The following is a 6,040-nucleotide window of genomic DNA, read 5'->3' on the forward strand; positions in this document are numbered from 1 at the left end:
AAGGGGAAAACTTTTCCATAAAATCCAATATACTGCGTTGTCTTTCCTCGATATAGCTCGCTATATCTTCTAAAAGACGCCTTGTCTATTTAATTTTATGAAAATCTGAATTTCCAAATTAGAGTCGAACTCAGGTTAATAGAATCAATTTGTAACTCCTCCTATATTTTGCAGTTACAATAGAGATAAAAGCGATTTAATAATTCATGTCGAAATTTAAAAATATATCATATTCCATTTTAGAATTAGCGAGTGTCGGTAAAGATATTAGCATCAAAAAAACCTTTGAAAACAGCTTAGATTTAGCTCCAAAAGCAGAATTACTAGGATATAAGAGATTTTGGTTGGCTGAGCATCATAATATGGTCAGTATCGCCAGTTCTGCAACTGCGGTTTTAATCGGTCACATTGCAAGTGGCACCGAAAAGATAAGAGTAGGTTCAGGTGGGATTATGCTCCCAAACCACTCACCACTGATCGTTGCTGAGCAATTTGGGACACTGGGTAGTATTTACCCAAATAGAATCGATCTGGGCTTAGGAAGGGCGCCAGGTACTGATCAGACAACTGCTCACGCCATTCGTTCGGATCGAAATCAATCAGTTCATAAGTTCCCTCAAGAAATTAGTGAGATCCAGCAATATTTTTCTTTAGAGAACGCCAATTCAAAGGTGCGTGCAACTGTGGCAGAAGGAGTTGAAGTTCCTATTTATATTTTAGGTTCTAGTACAGATAGTGCTCATTTAGCTGCCAAAAATGGGTTGCCTTATGTTTTTGCATCTCATTTTGCACCTACTCAACTTTTTGAAGCTTTAAGTATCTATTACAATGAATTCCAACCTTCAGAGTTTTTAAAAGAGCCTTACACCATAGCGGGTATTAATGTCATTGCTGCTGAAACGGACGAGGAAGCAGAAATATTATCTACTTCCATGATAAGGATGATGCTTGGGGTAATGACCAATAACTTAGATTATATGCAGCCTCCTACAGAAATGACTGCTGAATTAAGGGAATTATCGAACCATCCTGCATTTCAAAAAATGATGCAATTTGCTTTTGTGGGGAGTCAAGAAAAAGTGAGAAGTCAAACTGAAGATTTTATAAAGCAAACAGGGGTAGATGAAGTGATAGTTGCCTCGCATATTTACGATTATGCAGCAAGGCTAAAATCTTATGAATTATTCTCGCAAATTATGAAGGGAGAGACCGTTGAGAATATTTCCTGATTTATAACCACAAAGATCACTAAGGTTTTCACGAAGTTTCGCAAAGCAGATTATTAACCACAAAGGGCACGGTGATTTTCACGAAGTTTCACAAAGATTACTTTTCCATAAATGATACTTAAATTATTATAGTCTCAATTTAAAAAACCTTAGTAACCTTTGCGAAAGTCTTAGAGAAACTTAGTGGTTAAATTTATCTCTGTGGTTAAAAAGACCCTTTTTTTTAATAATCATCTGAAATTTATACTTTAGTGGTTTAACCAAACCTTATAAATTATGAATGAAAATGAATTAAGCAAGATAATCATTGGCTCTGCTATCAAGGTACATCAATCATTAGGACCTGGATTGTTGGAAAGTGCTTATCAAGAATGTCTTTTCTACGAACTCAAAAATCAAAATCTAGCTGTAATAAAAGAAAAATCCATGCCTGTAACTTACGAGGAAATCAAAATGGATTGTGGGTACAAAATAGATTTATTGGTTGAAGATAAAGTGGTAATTGAACTTAAGAGCGTTGATAAACTGAATGATGTTCATAAGGCTCAAACTTTGACTTATATGAAGCTGGGTGATTATAAATTGGGTTTATTAATCAATTTTAATGTCTCTCTTTTAAAATCTGGAATCAAAAGGCTAATAAACGGCTACATTTAACTAAAAAAATGATTTAACCACAAAGAAACCTGAAATTTACCCTATGCCTAATAAAGAAAAACCTTTGTGACCTTTGTGAAAAACTTAGAGAAACTTCGTGGTAAAAAAACTTTGTGGTTAAAAAAAATCTTTGCTGTTACCTTTTAAGCGGTTTGAGTAAATCCTCTAAGCCGTTGGTTTTGATGACCCAGAGCGTTTCCATTTGCATGCCTAATTTGCCGGGAGGGAATCCGTCTTTTCTTTTAAACCACTCCAAATAGGATACTGGTAAATTACAAAGTAAAGTGCCCTTATATTTTCCAAAGGGCATCTTTACTCTGACTAAATCATTTAATATTTGAGGATTTAATCCTTCCATTATTTCTTGAATGTGCTGGCAATTACCAAATCTTTGGTGCCATTGCTGTAATCATAAAAACCTTCACCAGATTTAGCGCCTAATTTTCCGGCTTGTACCATATTAATTAATAATGGGCAAGGTCTGTATTTTGGGTCTCCAAGACCATCATGCAATACATTCAAGATACTTAAGCAAACATCCAGGCCAATAAAGTCAGCTAATTGTAATGGTCCCATAGGATGCGCCATTCCCAATTTCATAACGGAATCTATTTCTTTTACACCTGCAACGCCTTCAAATAAGCTGAATATTGCTTCATTGATCATAGGCATTAAAATTCTGTTTGCAATAAAACCAGGATAGTCATTCACTTCCTCAGGAATCTTTCCTAATTTTTTAGACATCTCCATGATTCTATTAGTCACCTCATCAGAAGTAGAATACCCACGGATAATCTCCACTAATTTCATTACCGGCACCGGGTTCATAAAGTGCATACCAATCACCTTTTCAGGTCTGTTCGTAACCGATGCAATTTTAGTGATTGAAATAGAGCTTGTATTGGAAGCTAGAATGGTTTTTTCATCACAAACCTCATCTAATTCCTTAAAGATTTTTAGTTTAAGATCTGTATTTTCCGTTGCAGCTTCTACCACTAAATCAGCGTTTTTAGCACCCTCAACTACTTTTGTAAAAGTGGTGATATTATTTAGTGTTTCAGTTTTTTTGGCCTCGTCAATAAGTTCTTTCTTTACTTGTCGGTCCAGGTTTTTTCCGATAGTAGCCATACCTTTTTCAAGGGCTGCTTCACTTATGTCAATTAAAGAAACTTTAAAACCATTTTGAGCGAAAACGTGCGCAATGCCGTTGCCCATCGTTCCTGACCCAATTACTGCTATATTCTCCATAGTATATGTTTATTTATTTTTTAGCTGTGGCAAAGATATAAAATCTACCTAGTACCTATAACCCGCTTTTGGAAAAGATGTTGAGAATATTGACAAATTGTGGAAAATCAGTTGTTATCAGCTACTTTTTTATAAATTTGATTTTACTTTTAAAAGAGGATGGAGTACCAATTATTTGAGTTAATAATAGTTCATTAATGCAGCAATCCTTCGTAGATTTTATCATGCCCTTTGCCATTGCCCTCATTATGTTTGGCATTGGATTGGAATTAAAATTTAAAGATTTTCGAAGAGTATTTATTCAGCCAAAAGCAGTTATAACTGGAATTGCCAGTCAGATGATTTTAATGCCATTAATGGCATTTACATTAATTTATTTTTGGCCTATTGATCCTGTTTACAAAGTAGGTATAATGCTACTGGCAGCTTGTCCCGGTGGTACTGCATCCAATCTGGTTACAAAATTATTAGGAGGAAGAGTGGCATTATCCATTTCAATGACTGCTTTCAATAGCTTTATTATTCTTTTTACTATCCCGGCCATTCTTCAATTAAGCTTCAATTTCTTTTTAGGGAAAGAGCAAGAAATTAATTTAAGCTTTTGGCAAACTACAGCGCAAGTATTTTATACAGTTATCATACCTGCTGCCATAGGTATTTTGGTCAATGAATTCACCCTAGATAAATTTACTCAGCCACTCAGGAAACCAATGAAAGTAATTTTACCGGCAATATTAATTATTGCTCTTTTAGCTGTTGTCTTTTTGGATGAAGACAATAGAGAAGTTAATTATTTAGATCATCTTCATTTGTTTATTCCTTTATTAATTTTTAATATCCTTACCATGCTTTCAGGTTACCGAGTAGGGAAGTTGTTAGGTTTGAGACATGAGTCAAATTATACCATCGCCATTGAAATGGGATTACAAAATAGTGTATTGGCCTTATTTATCGCGAATCAAGTTGTAGAGAATTCAGCCATCAGTACAATGGCCATTTTGTATAGCAGTTTTTCATTTGTCAGTACTTTTGCCATAGCTTTTTTAATGCAGAAGCGTTTGATTCCCGGTTTTAGAGTCTAAAATTTATCCATTCATAACAATTTCTTCACATCTGTCCTGATTTAATATTGCGCTATTGGATTTATCCTATATATTTACGACCTAAAATTTAATTCATGGCATCAAGAGGAGGATTTTCTAACCGTTTAGGTTTTATAGCAGCAGCAGCCGGTTCTGCAGTAGGTTTAGGTAACATATGGAAGTTCCCATATGAAGTAGGAGAGAATGGAGGAGCGGCATTTTTAGTGATTTATTTGGCTTGCGCTTTTTTAATTTGTTTACCGATTATGCTGGCCGAAACAGCTATTGGTCGAAATACCAGGCTTAATCCTTTTGGAGCCTTTAACAAAATCGGTAATCGAAGATGGGGGTTAGTAGGTTTATTGGGCGTTTTGTCTGGTATCATGATCCTTAGTTTTTACAATGTAGTTGCCGGTTGGGCATTTGGATATTTCATTCAAATTGGTTTTGGTGGACTACTTAGTGAAGGCGTGAATTATGGCGACTACTTCGGAGGATTTGTTTCTGATATCACCGATAACTTATTATATTCTATTGGCTTTATGATTTTGACTGCTTTAATTGTGGCAGGAGGTGTTCAAAAAGGAATTGAAAGATGGACCAAAATATTGATGCCATTACTAGTGGTAATGATTGTTGGCTTAATTTCTTATGGCTTAACATTAGACGGTGCCATGGACGGACTATCCTTTTATTTGGTGCCAGATTTTAGTGAAATAACAGCAAACACATTCTATACTGCATTAGCTCAAGCATTCTTCTCTTTATCTTTAGGTATGGGAGCTTTGATTACTTATGGCTCTTATGTAGGTAAGGATGACAGCATAGTTGGAGCGGCCGCTTTAATTACTGTGGCAGATATATCTATTGCTTTCTTAGCAGGATTAATGATTTTCCCATTAGTATTTAGCCAGCCAAGTATTGAAGCTAATGCAGGTCCAGGATTAGTATTCGTAGCCTTACCAGGAATATTTGAAACCATGGGAGGAATAGGACCTTTTATCGGGGCGTCATTCTTTTTATTATTGTGTTTTGCCGCTTTAACTTCTACGGTTTCCTTATTGGAAGTGCCTGTAGCATTTGTAACAGATCAATTTAAAACGAATCGTAAGAAAACGGTTTATTTTGTAGCTACATTTATATTCTTCGTAGGCTTACCAACAATGCTTTCACAGGGAGCTTCTGATTTCTTTACTAATTTTGTTTATTACGGAGGTGAAGACAAAGATTTCTTTACGCTGATCGAAAATGTGTTCTCTGATTTAGCATTACCATTAGGAGGTTTCTTTATTGCAATTTTTGCTGGTTGGTCATGGAAAAATAAAGGCTTCCAAAAAGAACTTTACTTTGGAAACGCTGCCCTTGAAGGTACATTTTTAGAGAAAATGATATTGTTTATGGTAAGATTTGTTTCACCATTTGTAGTAGGTGCAATTTTCATCATTAGTGTCTTACAGATATTCTTTAATATCTCTTTGTTTTAAACTCTAATTCATAAATCCAATAAAAAAGGCTTGCAGTGTGCAGGCCTTTTTTATTTAGGTGAAGGCCACAATAGATTTAATGCTTCCGATCAATTTTTAATCACTTTAATAGAATATGATTTGCTGTTGATGTCAAATTTAAAATAATACAGCCCATCTTGAAGGTGACTTAATTCATTTACTAAAATTTGATTGTTAGTAACCTGAGTTTCTATGTTGAAAAACCAGACAAAAGGTAATTTATTTTCTTTTTTTGCCTTTTTTAGGCGTAGTTGTCCTATGATAAAATTTTAAGTTTGTCAAGGGTGGCTTAGGTTTGTGCGCTGTTTTGTGCGGCCAT

The 6,040-nt window shown here is 35.0% G+C and carries 6 protein-coding genes; 4 read left to right on the forward strand and 2 right to left on the reverse strand.

Features of this window, described 5'->3' with window-relative positions:
• Nucleotides 1–206 precede the first annotated feature (206 nt).
• Together Q0L29_RS10435 and Q0L29_RS10440 are read left to right on the forward strand one after the other, a co-directional pair.
• Entirely contained in the window at nt 207–1,229 is a 1,023-nt protein-coding gene (locus Q0L29_RS10435) for an LLM class flavin-dependent oxidoreductase (RefSeq protein ID WP_296621459.1), read from the forward strand.
• A gap of 276 nt (nt 1,230–1,505) precedes the next feature.
• Nucleotides 1,506–1,886: a GxxExxY protein gene (locus Q0L29_RS10440; RefSeq protein ID WP_296621460.1), complete on the forward strand. Its 381-nt coding sequence runs from the start codon at nt 1,506–1,508 to the stop codon at nt 1,884–1,886.
• Nucleotides 1,887–2,022: 136 nt separating this feature from the next.
• Here Q0L29_RS10440 and Q0L29_RS10445 read toward each other — a convergent pair whose 3' ends face one another.
• On the reverse strand, nt 2,023–2,244 hold the full coding sequence (locus tag Q0L29_RS10445; protein ID WP_296621462.1) for a DUF3820 family protein: 222 nt from the start codon (nt 2,242–2,244) through the stop codon (nt 2,023–2,025).
• Nucleotides 2,244–3,134: a 3-hydroxybutyryl-CoA dehydrogenase gene (locus Q0L29_RS10450; protein ID WP_296621464.1), complete on the reverse strand. Its 891-nt coding sequence runs from the start codon at nt 3,132–3,134 to the stop codon at nt 2,244–2,246. The genes Q0L29_RS10445 and Q0L29_RS10450 overlap by 1 nt, the downstream gene beginning before the upstream one ends.
• A 197-nt stretch (nt 3,135–3,331) precedes the next feature.
• Between Q0L29_RS10450 and Q0L29_RS10455 the strand changes: the two genes are divergently transcribed.
• Both Q0L29_RS10455 and Q0L29_RS10460 read left to right on the forward strand, forming a co-directional pair.
• On the forward strand, nt 3,332–4,216 hold the full coding sequence (locus Q0L29_RS10455; protein ID WP_296621466.1) for a bile acid:sodium symporter family protein: 885 nt from the start codon (nt 3,332–3,334) through the stop codon (nt 4,214–4,216).
• A 95-nt stretch (nt 4,217–4,311) separates the two neighbouring features.
• On the forward strand, nt 4,312–5,700 hold the full coding sequence (locus Q0L29_RS10460) for a sodium-dependent transporter (RefSeq protein ID WP_296621468.1): 1,389 nt from the start codon (nt 4,312–4,314) through the stop codon (nt 5,698–5,700).
• Nucleotides 5,701–6,040 lie beyond the last annotated feature (340 nt).

The organism is Marivirga sp. (genome assembly GCF_024636815.1).
GTDB lineage: Bacteria > Bacteroidota > Bacteroidia > Cytophagales > Cyclobacteriaceae > Marivirga.

Bases quoted from the DNA above. Each gene is read 5' to 3' on its own strand.
- Q0L29_RS10435 (WP_296621459.1), top strand. From the start codon at position 207: ATGTCGAAATTTAAAAATATATCATATTCCATTTTAGAATTAGCGAGT.
- Q0L29_RS10440 (WP_296621460.1), top strand. From the start codon at position 1,506: ATGAATGAAAATGAATTAAGCAAGATAATCATTGGCTCTGCTATCAAG.
- Q0L29_RS10445 (WP_296621462.1), bottom strand. From the start codon at position 2,244: ATGGAAGGATTAAATCCTCAAATATTAAATGATTTAGTCAGAGTAAAG.
- Q0L29_RS10450 (WP_296621464.1), bottom strand. From the start codon at position 3,134: ATGGAGAATATAGCAGTAATTGGGTCAGGAACGATGGGCAACGGCATT.
- Q0L29_RS10455 (WP_296621466.1), top strand. From the start codon at position 3,332: ATGCAGCAATCCTTCGTAGATTTTATCATGCCCTTTGCCATTGCCCTC.
- Q0L29_RS10460 (WP_296621468.1), top strand. From the start codon at position 4,312: ATGGCATCAAGAGGAGGATTTTCTAACCGTTTAGGTTTTATAGCAGCA.